Annotated in this window: 21 protein-coding genes; 7 read left to right on the top strand and 14 right to left on the bottom strand. The window is 69.0% G+C overall.

What is annotated here, in order from left to right; genetic code table 11:
- Positions 1 to 5: 5 nt before the first annotated feature.
- Positions 6 to 581, bottom strand: a complete 576-nt coding sequence (locus tag POF73_RS25495) for an FABP family protein (protein WP_272119513.1) — start codon at positions 579 to 581, stop codon at positions 6 to 8.
- A gap of 229 nt (positions 582 to 810) precedes the next feature.
- On the opposite strand from POF73_RS25495, the gene POF73_RS25490 reads away from it, so the two are divergent.
- On the top strand, positions 811 to 1,173 hold the full coding sequence (locus POF73_RS25490; RefSeq protein ID WP_272119511.1) for a DsrE family protein: 363 nt from the start codon (positions 811 to 813) through the stop codon (positions 1,171 to 1,173).
- An 85-nt stretch (positions 1,174 to 1,258) separates the two neighbouring features.
- Here the strand turns inward: POF73_RS25490 and POF73_RS25485 are convergent, their stop codons facing one another.
- From POF73_RS25485 to POF73_RS25455, 8 genes are all read right to left on the bottom strand, one after another.
- Complete coding sequence (locus POF73_RS25485) at positions 1,259 to 1,525, bottom strand: DUF3099 domain-containing protein (RefSeq protein ID WP_272119509.1); 267 nt, start codon at positions 1,523 to 1,525, stop codon at positions 1,259 to 1,261.
- A gap of 114 nt (positions 1,526 to 1,639) precedes the next feature.
- A complete protein-coding gene (locus tag POF73_RS25480; protein ID WP_043502058.1) occupies positions 1,640 to 1,930 on the bottom strand; it encodes a DUF1416 domain-containing protein in 291 nt (96 codons plus the stop codon).
- 62 nt (positions 1,931 to 1,992) lie between these two features.
- The gene (locus tag POF73_RS25475; protein ID WP_272119502.1) at positions 1,993 to 2,832 is read right to left on the bottom strand and encodes a sulfurtransferase; all 840 of its coding nucleotides are present in this window, start codon (positions 2,830 to 2,832) and stop codon (positions 1,993 to 1,995) included.
- A 128-nt stretch (positions 2,833 to 2,960) separates the two neighbouring features.
- On the bottom strand, positions 2,961 to 3,068 hold the full coding sequence (locus POF73_RS46300) for an Ms5788A family Cys-rich leader peptide (RefSeq protein WP_351714517.1): 108 nt from the start codon (positions 3,066 to 3,068) through the stop codon (positions 2,961 to 2,963).
- Between the two features lie 207 nt (positions 3,069 to 3,275).
- Positions 3,276 to 4,013: an LmeA family phospholipid-binding protein gene (locus POF73_RS25470; protein WP_272119816.1), complete on the bottom strand. Its 738-nt coding sequence runs from the start codon at positions 4,011 to 4,013 to the stop codon at positions 3,276 to 3,278.
- A gap of 180 nt (positions 4,014 to 4,193) precedes the next feature.
- Positions 4,194 to 5,471 carry a hypothetical protein gene (locus POF73_RS25465; RefSeq protein ID WP_272119500.1) on the bottom strand — a complete coding sequence of 426 codons (1,278 nt, stop codon included), beginning with the start codon at positions 5,469 to 5,471 and terminating at the stop codon, positions 4,194 to 4,196.
- Between the two features lie 2 nt (positions 5,472 to 5,473).
- Positions 5,474 to 5,728: a MoaD/ThiS family protein gene (locus tag POF73_RS25460; RefSeq protein WP_272119498.1), complete on the bottom strand. Its 255-nt coding sequence runs from the start codon at positions 5,726 to 5,728 to the stop codon at positions 5,474 to 5,476.
- 37 nt (positions 5,729 to 5,765) lie between these two features.
- Entirely contained in the window at positions 5,766 to 6,680 is a 915-nt protein-coding gene (locus POF73_RS25455; RefSeq protein WP_272119496.1) for an alpha/beta hydrolase, read from the bottom strand.
- Positions 6,681 to 6,851: 171 nt separating this feature from the next.
- Here POF73_RS25455 and POF73_RS25450 point away from each other — a divergent pair, with 171 nt between their 5' ends.
- A complete protein-coding gene (locus tag POF73_RS25450; RefSeq protein WP_272119495.1) occupies positions 6,852 to 7,631 on the top strand; it encodes a winged helix-turn-helix transcriptional regulator in 780 nt (259 codons plus the stop codon).
- Between the two features lie 127 nt (positions 7,632 to 7,758).
- Positions 7,759 to 8,781 (top strand): LacI family DNA-binding transcriptional regulator, encoded by a 1,023-nt coding sequence (locus tag POF73_RS25445; RefSeq protein ID WP_272119494.1) that lies wholly within the window; start codon positions 7,759 to 7,761, stop codon positions 8,779 to 8,781.
- Between the two features lie 15 nt (positions 8,782 to 8,796).
- Here POF73_RS25445 and POF73_RS25440 read toward each other — a convergent pair whose 3' ends face one another.
- The 5 genes from POF73_RS25440 to POF73_RS25420 form a co-directional block, all read right to left on the bottom strand.
- The gene (locus tag POF73_RS25440; RefSeq protein ID WP_272119493.1) at positions 8,797 to 10,869 is read right to left on the bottom strand and encodes a pectinesterase family protein; all 2,073 of its coding nucleotides are present in this window, start codon (positions 10,867 to 10,869) and stop codon (positions 8,797 to 8,799) included.
- A 123-nt stretch (positions 10,870 to 10,992) separates the two neighbouring features.
- Complete coding sequence (locus tag POF73_RS25435; protein ID WP_272119491.1) at positions 10,993 to 11,361, bottom strand: hypothetical protein; 369 nt, start codon at positions 11,359 to 11,361, stop codon at positions 10,993 to 10,995.
- Positions 11,362 to 11,420: 59 nt separating this feature from the next.
- Entirely contained in the window at positions 11,421 to 11,864 is a 444-nt protein-coding gene (locus POF73_RS25430; protein ID WP_272119490.1) for a hypothetical protein, read from the bottom strand.
- A 154-nt stretch (positions 11,865 to 12,018) separates the two neighbouring features.
- The gene (locus POF73_RS25425) at positions 12,019 to 12,543 is read right to left on the bottom strand and encodes an AAA family ATPase (protein ID WP_272119489.1); all 525 of its coding nucleotides are present in this window, start codon (positions 12,541 to 12,543) and stop codon (positions 12,019 to 12,021) included.
- Positions 12,544 to 12,573: 30 nt separating this feature from the next.
- Complete coding sequence (locus POF73_RS25420; RefSeq protein ID WP_272119487.1) at positions 12,574 to 12,918, bottom strand: hypothetical protein; 345 nt, start codon at positions 12,916 to 12,918, stop codon at positions 12,574 to 12,576.
- A gap of 428 nt (positions 12,919 to 13,346) precedes the next feature.
- On the opposite strand from POF73_RS25420, the gene POF73_RS25415 reads away from it, so the two are divergent.
- From POF73_RS25415 to POF73_RS25400, 4 genes are all read left to right on the top strand, one after another.
- Positions 13,347 to 14,165, top strand: coding sequence for a helix-turn-helix domain-containing protein (locus tag POF73_RS25415; RefSeq protein ID WP_272119485.1), 819 nt, complete (start codon positions 13,347 to 13,349; stop codon positions 14,163 to 14,165).
- A 2-nt stretch (positions 14,166 to 14,167) separates the two neighbouring features.
- On the top strand, positions 14,168 to 14,371 hold the full coding sequence (locus POF73_RS25410; RefSeq protein ID WP_272119483.1) for a DUF397 domain-containing protein: 204 nt from the start codon (positions 14,168 to 14,170) through the stop codon (positions 14,369 to 14,371).
- 53 nt (positions 14,372 to 14,424) lie between these two features.
- Positions 14,425 to 15,153 carry an ABC transporter ATP-binding protein gene (locus POF73_RS25405; protein ID WP_272119480.1) on the top strand — a complete coding sequence of 243 codons (729 nt, stop codon included), beginning with the start codon at positions 14,425 to 14,427 and terminating at the stop codon, positions 15,151 to 15,153.
- 92 nt (positions 15,154 to 15,245) lie between these two features.
- Positions 15,246 to 16,292: an ABC transporter permease gene (locus tag POF73_RS25400; RefSeq protein ID WP_272119478.1), complete on the top strand. Its 1,047-nt coding sequence runs from the start codon at positions 15,246 to 15,248 to the stop codon at positions 16,290 to 16,292.
- The last annotated feature ends 144 nt before the right edge of the window (positions 16,293 to 16,436 follow it).

Here is a 16,436-nt window from a genome sequence, read left to right as displayed (position 1 = left end):
TAGAACTACTTGAAGAACGCGATCCCGTCGTCCGGCATGTCGTCGGGCAGAGCCTTGGCCCAGCGCTCGACGTCCTCCGGGGTGACGACCTTCTTCAGGTGCGCCGACATGTAGGGGCGCAGCTCGACCTCGGGGGTCTGCTTCTCGCCGACCCACATCAGGTCGCTCTTGACGTAGCCGTACAGGCGCTTGCCGCCGCTGTACGGGCCGGAGGCCGCCGTACGGGCCACCGCGTCCGTGACCAGGTCGATCTGCGGCTTCTTCTCGGCCATCTCGCCGTACCAGATCTCGACGACGCCGTCGTCGCGGACCATCGTGACCTCGACCTTGCGGTCGGCGTCGATGCGCCAGAAGCCGTGCTCGGACTCCAGCGGCCTGACCTTGTTGCCGTCGTTGTCCAGGACCCAGGTGTGGGACTGGTACTCCAGGAAGTCACGACCGTCGTGCGTGAAGGTGACCTCCTGCCCGAAGTTGCACTTCTCGGACCCGGGGAAGTCGTGCACGCCCGCACCCGCCCAGTTGCCGAGCAGGAAGGCGAGCGGAACCAGGTCCTTGTGGAGGTCGGACGGAATCTCGATCATGAGCAGCTCAGAAGTCTCGTAAGTCGGTGTTCGCGGCGATCCGGGTCAGCGCTGGCCCTGGTACAGCTTCTTCACGGTCAGGCCGGCGAATGCGAGGACGCCGACGCAGACCAGTGCCAGCAGTGCTTCGAAGAAGATCTCCACAGGGTGCTCCTTGGTGAGCGAGGGTGCGGTTGCACAAGGCCGTGGCCAAGCTTACGCGGGCGCCTGCGGCACTACGATTCCGGCTATGGCGAAGAAGCTCGTGATCAAGGTGACGGCGGGGGCCGATGCCCCCGAACGCTGTTCGCAGGCGTTCACGGTGGCGGCGGTGGCCGTGGCGAGCGGGGTCGAGGTGTCGCTGTGGCTGACCGGCGAGTCCGCCTGGTTCGCCCTGCCGGGCCGCGCCGCCGAGTTCGAACTGCCGCACGCCGCCCCGCTGCCCGACCTGATCGACGCGATCCTGGCCGGCGGCCGCCTCACCCTGTGCACCCAGTGCGCGGCCCGCCGGGACATCACGGAGAAGGACCTCATCGAGGGCGTACGGATCGCGGGCGCGCAGGTCTTCGTACAGGAAGCCCTGGGGGACGAGACACAGGCGCTCGTCTACTGAGACGGAGGGCACGCCCCTACTGCGACCGAGGACACGCCCCTACTGCGATCGGGGACACGCCTCTACTGCGACCGGGGGCGTACCTCTACTGCGACCGGGGGCGTTTCTTGCCGTCCAGCTCGTCCCACCACTCGTCGGACTGGGGATCGCCGGACGGGTCGTCCCACCAGCGGTCCTCCGGGCCCCGCCGGTTGGCGACCATCGCGGCGAGCGGCGGGATGACCATGGCGACCACGCACATCCCGACGGCCACCGGGACCGACCAGAGGCGTACGACGCTCCACGCCAGGACGAAGAGCGTGATGCACGTCCCCATCATGGCGAAGTACCAGTGACGTCGCCGTGCGTACATGACTCCAGGGTAGGCCCGTAGCACCGGGGCGCGGCATGACGAAGGGCCGCATCCCTGGCGTCCAACCCGTGGGATGCGGCCCCTCTTCGACAGCTGTTCGGCTGTCGGCCTCGCTCAGACCGCGATGGCGACCTCGGCGAGAGCGCCCTTCTCGGCGACGACGACCGTGCGGTCGGCGGTGCCGCCGGGAACCAGGGCGCGTACGGTCCAGGTGCCCTCGGCCGCGTAGAAGCGGAACTGGCCCGTGGCGGAGGTGGGGACCTCCGCGGTGAACTCGCCGGTCGAGTCCAGCAGACGGACGTAGCCCGTCACCGGCTCGCCGTCGCGGGTCACCTGACCCTGGATCGTGGTCTCACCGGGCTTGATCGTCGAGGCGTCGGGGCCGCCGGCCTTCGCTCCACACATGTCTTTCTCCAAGAGGGGTCTGACCGGAAGGAAGGCCGGTCGGGGGTTACGAGAGGGTTGGGTTACTTGTTGGCGCCGAGCTCGATCGGAACGCCGACCAGGGAGCCGTACTCGGTCCAGGAGCCGTCGTAGTTCTTGACGTTCTCCACACCGAGCAGCTCGTGCAGCACGAACCAGGTCAGCGCGGAGCGCTCACCGATGCGGCAGTAGGCGATGGTGTCCTTCGCCAGGTCCACCTGCTCCTCGGCGTAGAGCTCCTTGAGCTCGTCGTCCGACTTGAAGGTGCCGTCGTCGTTGGCGTTCTTCGACCACGGGATGTTGCGGGCGGACGGGACGTGGCCCGGGCGCTGCGACTGCTCCTGCGGGAGGTGGGCCGGGGCGAGCAGCTTGCCGGAGAACTCGTCGGGCGAGCGGACGTCGACCAGGTTCTGCGAACCGATGGCCGCCACGACGTCGTCGCGGAAGGCGCGGATGGCGGTGTTCTGCGGCTTGGCCTTGTAGACGGTCTCGGCGCGCTGCGGGACCTCCTCGACCAGCTCGCGGGCGTCCAGCTCCCACTTCTTGCGGCCGCCGTCGAGAAGCTTGACGTTCTCGTGGCCGTAGAGCTTGAAGTACCAGTAGGCGTACGACGCGAACCAGTTGTTGTTGCCGCCGTAGAGGATCACCAGGGTGTCGTTGGCGATGCCCTTCGCCGACAGGAGCTTCTCGAAGCCCTCCTGGTCGATGAAGTCGCGGCGGACCGGGTCCTGAAGGTCCTTGGTCCAGTCGATGCGGATCGCGTTCCTGATGTGGTTCTTCTCGTAGGCGGACGTGTCTTCGTCCACCTCCACGATCGCGATGTTGGCGTTGTCCAGGTTGTCCTGGACCCAGTCGGCGTCGACGAGGACGTCGCTGCGGCTCATGCTCTTCTCTCCTCCGGGGCAGTTGCGGCGGGGCGTGCGAGTGCGGTGGGGGTGCGCGCGCTCATGCCGAGACGGCGCACCTGTGCCCTGGGCAGGGCGTGGGGAAACGCAGAAGTCGGAGCTTCCGCTCAGAAGGGGCGACAGAGCATGGCGGCGACGCGGCACAGGTCTACTGCCCGCCGCTTCGTGAGATCCGCCTGTCCCCGCGACCGGAGGACGCTTGTCTGACACTGCATGGGCTCGATCGTAGGGACGGACAGGCGGGCGTGTCACCGGCGTGTCGCATCCTGAGACGGGATCGTCCGGGATGTGGGATCGAATAACCACCGAAGGCGCACGGAGGTGTCCTCCGCGCGCCTGTTTCGACGATCACATCTACGGTACGGACAGCGCCGTCTCGCCAGTCGGACACACGGCGTTCGAGCGGTGTGTCGGCGTGCGTACTACCCCGCGAGGCGGACGTTCGAACCCCGCACCGTGATCTCGACGCCGGTCTTCGCCGCCTGGACCCTGTCGAGCTGGATGCCGCCGGGCAGGCCCTCGATGTTCTGCTGGAAGTCGGTGATCGCGCGGGCCTTGGCCTCGGCGATGTCGACGCCGCCGAAGTTGGGCAGCGTGTCGGCCTTCACCCGCACGGTGTCGCCCTGCGCGGTGACGGAGCTCAGGACGTAGACCGGCTCGGGCAGCTTGGTGCCGAGGACGGTGGCCTCCACGGCGACCTTGATCTTGCCGTTGCCTCCGTCGGAGAGGCCGATGACGCTGGCGGTGACGCCGGGGGCGACCTGGGTGGGCTCGGACTTGGCGGTCTTCAGCAGCTCGGCGTAGGTGATGGACGCGGTGCCGGTGGCGGTGGCCGCGGTGGCGGAGCTGTAGTCGCCGGAGAACTCGACGCCCTTCATGTTCGCCTTGAGGTCGTCGATCCGGATCGTCTTGCCGTTGGTGCCGGCGGTGGCCTCGTAGTCCTTGATGCCGACCTCGACGTCGTCCAGCGTGCCGCTCGCGACCTGGGTCAGGAACGGGAAGCCGTTGATCGACACGTCGGGCGCCGTGGCGAGGTTCTCGGTGTTCTGGAGCTTGCCGGCCGCCTCGTCCTCGGCGAACCCGACGGCGAGCCGGTCGGCCAGTACGAAGAGGCCGCCGAGTATCACGACGATGATCAGGAGTATCCGCAGGGCGCGCATGTTGTGGTGTTCCCCCACCTTGGCGGTCATCAACGACATTGGTCTTGACGGTCATGACGGTCAATCACGGCTGGTGGCCGTCATGCGTGAGGGTAACGCCGCGCCGGGGGTTGACCGGCGAATTGTCGATCATCTGTAACAGGTGCCGGGGCGGGGAACCCCTGGCATTCAGCCCAGCGCTCAGACCAGCGCGCGACCCAGCACGTACACCGCCGGTGCCGCCGCCGCCAGCGGCAGGGCGACGCCCGCCGTGAAGTGGACGAACCTCGACGGGTAGTCGTAGCTCGCCACCCGATGGCCGATCAGCGCGCACGCCGCGGCGCCCGCCCCGAGCAGCGCCCCGCCCGCACCGACCCCGGTCATGGCGCCCCCGGCGACTCCCGCCCCGGCCGCCGCGAGCAGCGAGACCACCACGGAGGCCGGCGTCGGCAGCGGCAGTGCCCGGGCCAGGACGGCCACCGCGACCGCCAGCGCCCCGACGGTCACCGCGTCCGCCTCCGCCGCGAGGAATCCGCCCGCGACGATGGCCAGCGCCGCCGAGACGACCGTCGCCATCAGGCCGTACATCCGCTCGTCCGGATCGGCGTGCGAGCGCAGCTGCAGGACCAGCGACAGCAGCACCCACACACCCAGCGTGCCGAGGATCGCGGCCGGCGCGCGGCCGGACGCCAGCAGCGCCACGTCCGCCGTCACCGCCCCCGCGAAGGCCAGCGCGATGCCCTGCCGGGCGGGCCACATGCCGTTCAGCCGGAACCAGCCCGCCGCGGTCAGCGCCTGGAGGGCGACCAGGGGCAGCAGGAGGGCGTACGACCCGACCGCCGCCGCCCCCGCGAGCAGCAGCCCCAGCAGCGCCGTGAGCGCGGCCGGCTGCATCCCCGGCTCGATGATCGGGGAACGGCCCTCCAGCCGGGCCCGCTGGGCGTCCGTGATGCGGGCGTTGCCGGAAACCGTCGCGGGACCGTAGCCGTCGGCGTCCTCGCCCGACTGAACGTCCGCAGCCGCATCCGTGTCCGTGTCCCTGACCGGCGCGGGGGCCTGAATCCGCGCCCCGCTCTGCACCTGCGCATTTGGCTGGAACTGAGCCTGAGCGTGGGAGTGAGGGTGAGGGTGGGCCTGCGCCTGCGCGGGAGGCTGCTGTCGTCCCTGCGCCCCGCCGTCCCAGCCCTGCTGCCCGGACCATGCCTGCGGCGGCGCGGACTGCTGCTGCGGGTACGACGGAGTCTCCGCGGCCGGGCCCGTCGTCATCGGCGGCTGCACCTGGGTCTCCCAGGTCTGTCCCTGCCAGTGCTGGGTGTACTGCTGGGCGGCCTGCGCGTCGTCGTGCGGCTGCTGCTGCCCGGGCCATGCCTGCGGCGCGGCCTGCTGCTGGGTATACGGGTCGTACCCGTCGTACCCCTGACCCTGCCCGTGCCCCTGGCCCTGTCCGTGACCCTGTCCCTGATACGGCTGGTCGCTCATCGTCACCCTCCTGCGAACGGCGGGAGCACCTCGACCGTGCCGCCGTCGGCCAGCCGTACCGTCTCATGTTCGCGGGTGCCCACGGGGTCACCGTCGACGAGGAACGAGCATCGCCGCAGTACGCGCGTCAGTTCCCCGGGGTGTCGCTCGCGCACCGCGTCGAGCGCCTCGGCGAGCGTGGCCGCGTCGAACGGCTCCTCGGCGATCCCGGCCGCGGCCTTCGCGGCGGCCCAGTAGCGCACCGTGACCTTTGGCATCCGGTTCCTCAATCGATCGGCTGTGTACCCCGTCAGGCTAGCCGCCCTGTGCGACGGCCCAGTCCCCGATGCGGTCCAGCAGCGCGTCGGTGGCGGCGTGCTCGGCGTGCCCCATACCGGGCTCCAGCCAGAGTTCCCCGTGGTCACCGGCCGCCTCGGCCAGCATGCGGGGGTGGTCGAGGGGGAAGTAGCCGTCCTGGTCACCGTGCACGATCAGCAGCGGCGTGGGCGCGATCCGGGGCACCGCCTCGACCGGGGACATCGGTACCGGGTTCCACTCCTGGTGGTGGATCCGCGTACGGAGGCCGTAGCGGCCCACCAGGCGCCCCTCCGGCCGGGTCACCAGCCAGTGCAGACGGCGCATAGGGGGCGTGCCCCGGTAGTACCAGCGCGCCGGCGCGCTCACGGACACGACGGCATCCGTACCCGCCCCGCGCTCCCCGGCGTTCTCCCCTTCTCCTTCTCCCTCTCCTTCTCCCTGCTGCCCCTCCACCGCACCCGCACCGCCGTACAGCGCCGCATGCCGCAGCACCACGGACCCGCCCATGGAGAAGCCGATCGTCGCCACGCGTGTGTGCCCGAGTTCCCGCGCCCAGCGCACCGCGGCCGCCAGGTCCAGCACCTCGCGGTCGCCGACCGTCGACCGGCCGCCCGACGCGCCGTGCCCCCGGAAGGAAAAGGTGACGACGGCGCCGTGCCGGGTGAGGGCCTCCGCCACCCGTCGAACGTGCGGCCGATCGACGTCGCCCGTGAAGCCGTGGGCGACGACGAACACCAGGTCACCGGCAGATGCACGCGAGGAGTCGTATACGACCGCACCCGGGTCGTATACGGAATCGATCGTCACGTCGTCGTCGGTGTGCAGAAACGTCCGCAAAGGTGTACGTCTGGATGTCTCAGAGTGCGGACGAACCGTGGATCGTGCCACATGACCTGCCGGACCGATGCTCATGTGGGCTATTCTGCTGGGCAGAGGACTCGGGCAGCGTAGCCCCCGGGTCCTTTTGTGCTTTCGGAAGCGTTGTATACGACGCGGGAAACCGCAGGTGTACGGGGCCTTCGGGATCGCAGAGCAGTTCCGTACCGCACATGTCCTCGCAGGGACCGAGGAGGAACCAGACGTATGAGTTCTCTGCTGCTCCTGACCAACGCCCTCCAGCCGTCGACGGAGGTGCTCCCCGCTCTCGGCCTGCTGCTGCACAACGTGCGCGTGGCTCCGGCGGAGGGTCCCGCCCTCGTCGACACCCCGGGCGCCGACGTCATCCTCATCGACGGCCGGCGCGACCTGCCCCAGGTGCGCAGCCTGTGCCAGCTCCTGCGCTCCACCGGCCCCGGCTGCCCGCTGATCCTCGTCGTCACCGAGGGCGGCCTCGCCGCCGTCACCGCCGACTGGGGCATCGACGACGTCCTGCTGGACACCGCGGGTCCCGCCGAGGTTGAGGCCCGGCTGCGGCTCGCCATGGGCCGTCAGCAGATCGTCGCCGACGACTCCCCCATGGAGATCCGCAACGGCGACCTGTCCGTGGACGAGGCCACCTACAGCGCCAAGCTCAAGGGCCGGGTCCTCGACCTCACCTTCAAGGAGTTCGAGCTCCTGAAGTACCTCGCCCAGCACCCGGGCCGCGTCTTCACGCGCGCGCAGCTGCTGCAGGAGGTCTGGGGCTACGACTACTTCGGCGGCACCCGGACCGTGGACGTGCACGTACGACGGCTGCGCGCCAAGCTCGGCCCCGAGCACGAGTCGCTCATCGGGACCGTCCGGAACGTCGGTTATCGATTCGTTACCCCGGAGAAGGCCGACCGGACCGCCGAGGAGCCGAAGGCCAAGGCCGACCAGGCAAAACCGGAGGATACGGACGAGACGGCCGTCCTGGACGGCGTCGAGGTCAGGGCCGAGGCGTAGCAGGACCCGACGGGCGCCCGGGCAGGGCGTCACCGGCGTCGCATTCGCACAGCGGAGTGACAGCCGGGCGACAGCGAAGCTCCTTCACGCCCTGCCCAGAGCGGGTCCATCCGCGTAGACTCCGCGCGTGGCCAAGGTGACTCGGGATGACGTGGCGCGGCTGGCGGGGACTTCCACTGCCGTCGTCAGTTATGTCATCAACAACGGACCCCGGCCGGTTGCCCCGGCCACGCGCGAGCGTGTCCTCGCCGCGATCAAGGAACTGGGCTATCGGCCCGACCGGGTCGCCCAGGCGATGGCCTCGCGCCGCACGGATCTCATAGGCCTGATCGTCCCGGACGCGCGCCAGCCCTTCTTCGGGGAGATGGCGCACGCGGTCGAGTGGGCCGCCGCCGAGCGCGGAAAGATGGTCCTCGTCGGCAACTCCGACTACGTCGGCGAGCGCGAGGTCCACTATCTGCGGGCGTTCCTCGGAATGCGCGTCTCGGGGCTCATCCTCGTCTCCCACGCACTGAACGACCTGGCCGCCGCCGAGATCGAGGCCTGGGACGCCCGCGTCGTCCTCCTCCACGAGCGGCCCGAGGCCATCGACGACGTCGCCGTCGTCACCGACGACCTGGGCGGCGCCGAGCTCGCCGTACGCCACCTCCTGGAGCACGGCTACGCGTACGTCGCCTGTATGGGCGGCACCGCGGAGACCCCTGCGGTCGGCGACCCGGTCTCCGACCACGTCGAGGGCTGGCGGCGGGCGATGGCCGAGGCCGGGATCTCCACCGAGGGCCGGCTGTTCGAGGCGCCGTACAACCGCTACGACGCGTATCACGTGGCGCTCGACATCCTCTCCGGGCCGAACCGGCCGCCCGCGGTCTTCTGCTCCACCGACGACCAGGCCATCGGTGTGCTGCGGGCGGCGCGTGAACTGCGGATCGACGTGCCGGGGGAGCTGGCCGTCGCCGGGTTCGACGACATCAAGGAAGCGGCGCTGACGGATCCGCCGCTGACCACCATCGCCTCGGACCGGTCCGCCATGGCCCGGGCCGCGGTGGATCTGGTCCTCGATGACGGGCTGCGGGTCGCCGGGTCACGGCGCGAGCGGCTGAAGGTGTTCCCGTCGCGGCTGGTTCCGCGACGGTCCTGCGGGTGTGCCTGAGAGCGGTTCCGGGACTCAGGACGCCGAGGGCGTCCAGCCGGCCAGCCAGTCCGCGACCTCCTGGTCTGCGGCCTGGGCGTCGGTCAGCTGAGGCCGGTTGGAGCTCGCCGAACCCGACCCCGGGCCGGTGTTCTTGTACTCCGCGAAACGGTCGTCCTTCCAGGAGAAGCCGCTCATGTCGGTCCACGGCGTGGACTTGACCGCCGCGCCGAGGGTGGTGTTGCGGACCGTCGTCTGAGGGTCGAGGGTCGCGTCACCACCCGCGTGCCAGGGTCGGCCCAGGAAGAAGCTGGACGCGGAGACGTCGCCGCCCACGGACGAGTTGGCGATCAGGATGCCCTTGCGATTGGCGGCCGTGCTGGGCGCGGTGACATAGCCCGCCGACGTTCCGTCCCAGCGCTTCTTCAGGGTGATGACCGAGCGGTCGATCACGGCCGAGGCCCTGCCGAAGATGAAGTCGACGTTGCCGATGACGTAGGAGTTCTTCACGTACACCCGGCCGAGCCGGTCCTTGGCCGCCGTGTCCAGCAGCAGGGTGTCCTGGTCGCCCTCGGTGATGATCCCGTCGAGGAACACCTGGTCGGCGGCGGTACGCAGGGCCACGGCCTGGTGGCCGCTGAGGTTCTGGTTCGCCTTCTCGTCGAAGTCGTTGGAGATGGTCAGGTTGCGGGCCTGGAAGTCGTCGGCCTCGACGGCGACGGTGGCGCTGCCGCCGGTGCCGTAGGTGCCGCCGCCCGGCTTGGGCGTGCCGGCCGCGTTGTTGTAGACGATCACGGTGTCCTTGCGGCTGCCGCCCGTGCCCTGGATGGTGATGTGCGGCTTGTTGGACGGGACCTTCACCGTCTCCCGGTACGTGCCCGGCTTGACGGCGATCACGACCCGGGAGGCGTTGTTCGCGGGTACGGCGTTCACGGCCGCCTGCACGGTCGCGTACTGCCCGCTGCCGTCCTTGGCGACGGTGAGGGTGGTGGCGGCCGCCTTGGCGCCCGCCGTCGCACTCGAAGTCCCTATGGAACTCCTCGGCCCCGCACCGGACTTGAGCAGAGCGGGCACATCGGCGGTCTTGTCGAGCGTGTAGCTGTAGAAGCTCTTCGGGTCGAAGGCGGTGCCACCGCTCTCGTTGCGCCCGCTGGTGCCGGCGAACGTGTTGCCCTTCTGGACGAGGGCGGCCGTGCTGTCCTTGGTGACCGGGTTGTTCATGCCCTGGAAGTAGGAGTTCTCCAGGACCATCTTGGTCCTGCCGCGCGAGTAGTTGCCGTAGGAGGACTTGATCGTCGTCCCGGCCACGTCCTCCAGGAAGTTGTTGTAGAGGTGCGCGTGGGCGGCGTTGTCGGTGGAGGGGTTGCGCTGCTCGGTCTCGCGGAACCAGTTGTGGTGGACCGTGATGTCCGTCTTGACGTTCTCGGTCCAGCCGATGCCGAAGGTCTTGTTGTTGTCGCTCAGCTTGTTCCAGGAGACGGTCACATTGGTGCTGTCCTTGCGGACGTCGATGAGCCCGTCGGCCATGTGCCGCAGATCGTTGTGGTCGATCCACACGTGATGCGCGCCGTCCATCTGAACGGCGTCGAAGTCGTGGTCCTTGTCGTTCCAGACGCCCTGGTACGAGTCCCGGATGGTGAGGTTCCGGATGATCACGTTGTGCACGCCGGACCCGAGGAAGAACCCACCGCCGACGATCTGCCCGGCGGTCCCGGCCCCGACGATGGTCTTGTCCGACTGGACCTTGATCTCTTTCCCGACCGGGTTCATGTCGATGGTCCCGGCGACGACGATCACGTACGGTTCCGCGGCCGTTGCGTACTTCTCCAGGTCGGCCTGCGTCTTCACGGTCACGATCTGTCCGTCGCGACCGCCGTAAGTGCCGTTCTGGCCAAGGGAGTTGACGGAGGCGAAGCCGTCGGCGGCGGCGGTGGCCCAGGAGGGGGCGGCGGTCGTCGCGGCGGACGCCCGCTGCTGGGCGTCCGCCCCGAAGAGCCCGAGGTCCGTGCCGTAGGCGAGGGTTCCGGCGGCGGTCAGGGCCAGCGGGACCCCGACGGCCAGGGCCTTGCGGCTTCTGCGGTGCCGGGGCTTGCTGTGCTGCTCACTCATACGGTGATCCGTTCCGTGCGGGGGGTCGGTTGCTCCGAAGAGCGGTTGCCGCCCCGCACGGAAAAGTTGCCGTCGTGAGTGCCCCCGCGGGCTACGAGAGGCCCACCGGGCCTACTTCATGGCCTAGTTGGTGCAGGTGCCGGGGTCCGGCTTCTCCTCGATCTTGTCCTCGCGGCCGTCGGGCTGGCCGCCCGGCAGGACCTTGTCGGAGACACCCTCGATGTAGTAGCCGTACGAGTAGATCGTCTTCCAGCTCGCGTCCCGGCCGCGCCAGGTGTGCGCGGTGACGTCGCCGTCGCCCTTGTTCCACTGGTAGTCCTCGATCTGGAAGACCGGGTTCACACGGAACAACTCCCACGGTCCTGCGGGCTTCCACAGTCCGAAGACGTCCCGCAGGTACTCGTCCTGCGTCTTGAACTCGCCGGTGTCGACGTTGAGGGCGCCGTAGACGCCGGTCAGGCTGCCCTCCTGGTTGCAGAGCCGCTCGATCATCAGGTCGGTGCTGCCGGGGTCGACGCCCCGCGGTCGGTGGGTGCGTCTGTCAGGTTTTATCAGGGCTCGTCCGTCGCCGCGGCGCTGCGGTTGTTCTGCCGACTGATGTTGATGGCGTGGAGCAGGGTGCCGACCGCCGCGGCGCCGCTCAGCAGGGAGCCGCAGGCCGAGATCAGCGTCGTGGGACCGTCGCCGCCATCGCCGCCGCCGTTCTCGGGAACCGAGATGACGGTCTTGGTCACGACGGGTGCCGGGGACGGGGGTTCGCTCGGGCCGCTCGGTTCCGAGGTGCCACCCTGGCCGGGATCCGTCGGCGCCATGGTCGGCTGCGGGGGCCGCGTGGTGTACCAACTGGTCGACGGGGCGGACCCCGAGCTGCCCCCCTCGTCGTCCGACCCCGGCCACGACTTCACCGCCAGAACGAAGAGCGAGACGGCACCGGCCGCGAACACGAGGCACAAGGCGATCCAGAGGACGGTTTTCCGTTGCGAGTTCTTCAGCATGGCTCCCCCTCGCCTCAAGCGTAGGGGGAAGCGGCCGGGAAGTGGATCTCCTTCCCGGCCGGTTTGGAGGGGCCAACCCCGCCAGGCAGAAGCCGAGTTGGCCAGGTCCTGCCCGGCGGACAAGAGCCGAGTCACACCGTGTGGGCCGAGACAGTCACGCGAACGACGGCCACCGGTCGGCGGCCCATTCCCTCCAGTCCGCCCAGCCGGGGGGCGGGCCGGCGGCCCCGCGGCCTCCCAGCTCCGCCACGTCGGGTTCCTCGAAGTGCGCCTGCCCGTGCAGGATGTCGGCCTCACTCATCGGGAGCGTCTCCTCGGGGGCGGTGGCCCGGCGATGGGCGATCCGGGCGCGTTGGGTCTCATCGCTCACCGGCAGGTAGACCATGTGGAAACACGCGTCCTCGGCCTCCACCAGCCAGCGGATCGCGGACCGTTCGTCCCGGGACCAGCAGCCGTAGTCCACCACCACGTCGGTGCCCAGCTTGACCGCCTCCAAGGCGAGCCAGAGCATGCGCCCTTCCAGCACGTCGCGCTTGCCGTCCGCCTCCGCCTTGCCGAACAGGGGAATCATCCAGTCGTCGGGGGTCAGGCGCAGCGCGCCGTGCTCCTCGGCGAGCTGTCGAGCCCGCGTGGTCTTTCCGGCCCCTGGCAGGCCGACCATCAGGAACAGCGTGGTCACACCCAGATCGTGTCAGGGTGATCGGGCGGCCTACCACTGTTTTCTCTGCCCGATCACCTCCTGAGCCACATGATCCGCCGACAGTGCCCAAGCAGTCGTACGGCCGCCGCCGCGGCTGACCGCGATGCGGATGACGTCCTCCAGGGCCTCCGTGGCGCGCGTGAGCGCGAAGCGTACGGCGCGTTCGCCGGCCTTGGTGTCGGTGAGGACGGCTCTGGCTCCGGCTAGTACCTGTTCGCCCGAGTCCAGTTGGGCCGCCTCCATGTCGTCGGCGAGCCGGGAGAGTCTGCTGTCCTCCGTGTCGGTGCTGAGGTAGCAGGGATTGCCGTCGGGGGTGGTCCAGGGGAGGAGGCGGAGTTCTTCGGGGGAGCTCATACGGAGACCTCCGCTGCGTGGGGTCGGCGCGGGGCGGCGTGGGTGCCGTAGGCGACGGCCCAGTGGGCGCGACGGCGCTGCAGGATGCGTTCGCGCTCACAGCGGCATGGTGCGGCCAACTTTTGTTTGGGGGGCGGGGGTTGGGGCGGGGCGGCTGCTCGGTGTTGGCCCCGGCCGGGAAGTAGTACTCGTACGAGTGCAATCAGTAGCGATTCGATGAGCAGGGCGGTACGTTCGCGCATGTCGGCGTTCCTTGGGATAAGCGTCGGCCACGGCCCCCGGACCGAGCACCATCGGTCGCGGGGGTTTGTCGTGGGGGTGGTCTGACGAGCGGTGATTACCGTTCGTGCCTCGATCGTCACAGGTGCGACGTACGCTGCGGAAGAGGTTCGGTGTTGTCTGGCGCGCAGGCAACGGTGAGGGGTGACGTGAGCGAGAAGGTTGACGCGGAGCCGGTTTCCGGGCGGGCGATGCTGGGGCAGACACTGAAGGTTCTGCGGGAGAAGGCCGGGAAGTCACTGGGGCAGTTGGCCGACGAAACCGGGTACGAGAAGAGCTATCTGAGTCGGCTGGAGTCCGGGGAGCGGCTGTCCAAGGTGACGGTCATGGAGGACTTGGACGGGTACTACGGCACCGGTGACCTGCTCTTAAGCCACTGGAAGGCGGCTCGGCTGGACGCGTTCAAGGACCAGTACAAGGAGTACATGGCGTTGGAGGCGACGGCGCGGATCATGTGGGTGTTCTCGCCAGGGATTCCAGGACTTCTGCAGACCGAGGACTTTGCTCGGGGGGTGTTGTCTGGGGCGCAGACAACGGCTGATGGCGACGAAGCCATCGAGGAGCAAGTAGCGGCTCGGCTCGGGCGGCAGTACCTGCTGAGGCAGAAGCCGGAACCCGAAGTCCGGATCATCATGGACGAGTTCGCGCTCAGGCGCCCTGCTGCCCAGGGCAAGACATGGCGCGACCAACTACTTCGTCTTGAAGCTGCGGCGCTGTGGCCCAACATGACGCTTCAGGTACTGCCGTTCTCGGCAGGAGCGCACCACCATATGGTCGGGTCGTTGACCCTGCTCTGGCAGAGGGGCGGAAGTGCCGTTGCCTATAAGGAAGGCAACGGTTGTAGCCGGTTGATCGAGGATGCGGACGAGGTGCTGCGGCAGCGGTTGTCCTACGATCGGCTCCGCGACCTGGCGCTGTCCCCGTCGGACTCGCTCGCGTTCATCAGGGACGTACTGGAGGAGCACTGATCATGACGCGCACCCTCGACCTCAGTACCGCCGTGTGGCGAAAGTCGAGCTACAGCGAAGGGGGAGCCAATGACTGCATCGAGGTCGCCGACAGCTACTCCGGCATAGTCCCCGTCCGCGACAGCAAGGTCCCCGCAGGCCACGTACTGATGCTCTCGGCGTCGTCCTGGGCCGCCTTCGTGCAGGGCGTGAAGGGGACCGCGTAATACCGCTCCCGGGCCCCGCCTGAACGGATCGTTCCGGGATACCGTCGATCGTTATGGCCACAGATGCGATCACAGTCGAAGGACTGCGCAAGTGGTACGGGGATGTAAAGGCTGTCGACGGGGTCTCGTTCGAGGTCAGGGACGGCGAGTTCTACGGCATTCTCGGACCGAACGGCGCGGGCAAGACCACCACCCTGGAGATCATCGAGGGGCTGCGCGAGCCCGACGCCGGCACCGTCACCGTGCTCGGCGAGTCGTCCTGGCCGCGCAACAAGGCGCTGCTGCCCCGGATCGGCGTCCAACTCCAGTCCTCCGCCTTCTTCGAGAAGCTCACCGCCCGTGAGCAGATCCACACCTTCGCCTCGCTCTACGGCGTCCCCCGGGCGAACGCCGACGCGATGCTGGAGAAGGTCGGCCTGACCGAGAAGGGCGGCGTCCGCGACGACCGGCTCTCCGGCGGCCAGGCACAGCGGCTCTCCATCGCCTGCGCGCTCGTCCACGACCCGGAGCTGGTCTTCCTCGACGAGCCGACCACGGGCCTCGATCCACAGGCCCGCCGGAACCTGTGGGATCTGCTGCGCGACATCAACGCCGAGGGCCGCACCGTCGTCCTGACCACCCACTACATGGACGAGGCCGAGACGCTGTGCGACCGGGTGGCGGTGATGGACCACGGCAAGGTCCTGCGCGTCGGCCCGCCCCGCGAGTTGATAGTCGAGCTGGGGGTGGACTCCCTTGAGGACGTCTTCCTCCAGCTGACCGGACGGGAGTACCGCGAGTGAGGACGAGGAAGGCGACGGGGACGGCGACCGGGACCGGGACCGGGACCGGGACCGGGACCGGGGTTCAGGCCTTTCGCAGCCTCAGCAGGGCCATGACGCTGGGCCTGCTGCGCGACCGGTCAGCGGTCTTCTTCATGCTGATCTTCCCCTTGATGTTCCTGCTGTTGCTCGGCACCCTCCTCAAGGACGCCGGTGTCTCCGAGTCGAAGGTGATCCAGGTCGGGGACGTCGCCGTTCTGGACGAGATGCCGGACAAGGATCGCGAACAACTCCGTGACGTGCTGCGGATCGAGAAGACGGACGGCTCGGCGGCCGCCCTCGCGGACGCCCTGGAACAGGTCCGCAAGGGCGACGCGGACGCCGCGGTCACCCAGAGCGCGGGGAAGGTCGAACTGCGCTTCTCGGCGGGCGACCTGGTACGCGCGGGGAACGTGCAGGGCATCCTGAACTCGATCGTCCAGCGGGCCAACCAGGCCGCCACCGGTCAGCCGCCCGCCTACACGCTGACGGCTGGGCAGGTCGAGGACGAGTCGACCAAGCCGATCCAGTTCCTCACGCCCGGACTGCTCGGCTGGGCGGTGGCCATGGGCGCGGTGTTCGGCACCGCGCTCAACCTGGTCAACTGGCGCAAGAAACGCATCCTGCGCCGGCTGTGGCTGGCGCCCGTCAACGCCGGATCGGTGATCGGCGCCCGTATCGGCGTGAATCTGACGCTGGCGCTCGCTCAGACGGTGATCTTCCTCGGAGTGGCCACCCTGCCCTACTTCGGTCTGCGGCTGACCGGCTATTGGTGGCTGTCGTTTCCCCTGATCCTGAGCGGCACGCTGGCCTTCATGTCCATCGGGCTGGTCGTCGGCGCCTGGGCGAAGTCCGAGGAGGCCGCCAACGGGTTGGCGCAGATCGTCACCCTGCCGATGGCGTTCCTGTCCGGTTCCTTCTTCCCGCTCGACTCCGCACCGCAGTGGGTCCGTACGGTGTCGGAGTTCCTGCCGCTGAAGCATCTCGGCGAGGCGATGCAGGGCGTACTGTCCCGAGGCCAGGGCTGGTCCGCGGCCCTGCCCGTCATAGCGGGACTGCTGGCCTTCGCCGCCGTGCTGACACTGATCGCCGCCCGCCTGTTCCGCTGGGAGGAGGCGTGACGGGAAGCAGGGACGGACGTGGGTTCGGTTCGGTCATGGTGTCGTCATGGCAGAAGGACGGAGCCCAGCGAGTGACCGACGAGTTCATGTGACCGCCGTGCCAGATGGACTGGAGGTTCGACGCCCTCGCTACACGCGACGCGC

Source organism: Streptomyces sp. HD (assembly GCF_028369295.1).
Taxonomy (GTDB): Bacteria; Actinomycetota; Actinomycetes; order Streptomycetales; family Streptomycetaceae; genus Streptomyces.
The sequence above is the reverse complement of the archived record's forward strand: the minus strand, read 5'-3'. Positions and strand labels throughout refer to the sequence as shown.

What these genes read in the sequence shown, in the direction of transcription:
- POF73_RS25495 (WP_272119513.1), bottom strand. Translation starts at nt 581, where the DNA reads ATGATCGAGATTCCGTCCGACCTCCACAAGGACCTGGTTCCGCTCGCC.
- POF73_RS25490 (WP_272119511.1), top strand. Translation starts at nt 811, where the DNA reads ATGGCGAAGAAGCTCGTGATCAAGGTGACGGCGGGGGCCGATGCCCCC.
- POF73_RS25485 (WP_272119509.1), bottom strand. Translation starts at nt 1,525, where the DNA reads ATGTACGCACGGCGACGTCACTGGTACTTCGCCATGATGGGGACGTGC.
- POF73_RS25480 (WP_043502058.1), bottom strand. Translation starts at nt 1,930, where the DNA reads ATGTGTGGAGCGAAGGCCGGCGGCCCCGACGCCTCGACGATCAAGCCC.
- POF73_RS25475 (WP_272119502.1), bottom strand. Translation starts at nt 2,832, where the DNA reads ATGAGCCGCAGCGACGTCCTCGTCGACGCCGACTGGGTCCAGGACAAC.
- POF73_RS46300 (WP_351714517.1), bottom strand. Translation starts at nt 3,068, where the DNA reads ATGCAGTGTCAGACAAGCGTCCTCCGGTCGCGGGGACAGGCGGATCTC.
- POF73_RS25470 (WP_272119816.1), bottom strand. Translation starts at nt 4,013, where the DNA reads ATGCGCGCCCTGCGGATACTCCTGATCATCGTCGTGATACTCGGCGGC.
- POF73_RS25465 (WP_272119500.1), bottom strand. Translation starts at nt 5,471, where the DNA reads ATGAGCGACCAGCCGTATCAGGGACAGGGTCACGGACAGGGCCAGGGG.
- POF73_RS25460 (WP_272119498.1), bottom strand. Translation starts at nt 5,728, where the DNA reads ATGCCAAAGGTCACGGTGCGCTACTGGGCCGCCGCGAAGGCCGCGGCC.
- POF73_RS25455 (WP_272119496.1), bottom strand. Translation starts at nt 6,680, where the DNA reads ATGAGCATCGGTCCGGCAGGTCATGTGGCACGATCCACGGTTCGTCCG.
- POF73_RS25450 (WP_272119495.1), top strand. Translation starts at nt 6,852, where the DNA reads ATGAGTTCTCTGCTGCTCCTGACCAACGCCCTCCAGCCGTCGACGGAG.
- POF73_RS25440 (WP_272119493.1), bottom strand. Translation starts at nt 10,869, where the DNA reads ATGAGTGAGCAGCACAGCAAGCCCCGGCACCGCAGAAGCCGCAAGGCC.
- POF73_RS25435 (WP_272119491.1), bottom strand. Translation starts at nt 11,361, where the DNA reads ATGATCGAGCGGCTCTGCAACCAGGAGGGCAGCCTGACCGGCGTCTAC.
- POF73_RS25430 (WP_272119490.1), bottom strand. Translation starts at nt 11,864, where the DNA reads ATGCTGAAGAACTCGCAACGGAAAACCGTCCTCTGGATCGCCTTGTGC.
- POF73_RS25420 (WP_272119487.1), bottom strand. Translation starts at nt 12,918, where the DNA reads ATGAGCTCCCCCGAAGAACTCCGCCTCCTCCCCTGGACCACCCCCGAC.
- POF73_RS25410 (WP_272119483.1), top strand. Translation starts at nt 14,168, where the DNA reads ATGACGCGCACCCTCGACCTCAGTACCGCCGTGTGGCGAAAGTCGAGC.
- POF73_RS25405 (WP_272119480.1), top strand. Translation starts at nt 14,425, where the DNA reads ATGGCCACAGATGCGATCACAGTCGAAGGACTGCGCAAGTGGTACGGG.
- POF73_RS25400 (WP_272119478.1), top strand. Translation starts at nt 15,246, where the DNA reads ATGACGCTGGGCCTGCTGCGCGACCGGTCAGCGGTCTTCTTCATGCTG.